At 50.8% G+C, this 553-nt stretch carries 1 rRNA gene; it reads left to right on the forward strand.

The annotated features are described in order from the left end of the window. Positions 1 to 553: ribosomal RNA gene (locus ACP7EG_RS27720) — 23S ribosomal RNA — on the forward strand; the annotation flags it as partial.

Raw genomic sequence — 553 nt, forward strand, 5'->3', positions numbered from 1 at the left:
TATAGGGAAGCCGTAGAGAAATCGAGTCCGAATAGGGCGATCAGTCGCTGGGTGTAGACCCGAAACCAAGTGATCTACTCATGGCCAGGATGAAGGTGCGGTAACACGCCCTGGAGGTCCGAACCCACTAATGTTGAAAAATTAGGGGATGAGCTGTGGGTAGGGGTGAAAGGCTAAACAAACTTGGAAATAGCTGGTTCTCTCCGAAAACTATTTAGGTAGTGCCTCAAGTATCACCATCGGGGGTAGAGCACTGTTATGGCTAGGGGGTCATTGCGACTTACCAAACCATTGCAAACTCCGAATACCGATGAGTGCGAGCTTGGGAGACAGACGTCGGGTGCTAACGTCCGGCGTCAAGAGGGAAACAACCCAGACCGCCAGCTAAGGTCCCAAAGATTGGCTAAGTGGAAAACGAAGTGGGAAGGCTAAAACAGTCAGGATGTTGGCTTAGAAGCAGCCATCATTTAAAGAAAGCGTAATAGCTCACTGATCGAGTCGTCCTGCGCGGAAGATGTAACGGGGCTAAGCCAGTCACCGAAGCTGCGGATAT

Origin of the sequence: Janthinobacterium sp. PSPC1-1, from assembly GCF_049897625.1 — a bacterium.
Classification (GTDB): Bacteria; Pseudomonadota; Gammaproteobacteria; order Burkholderiales; family Burkholderiaceae_D; genus Janthinobacterium; species Janthinobacterium tructae.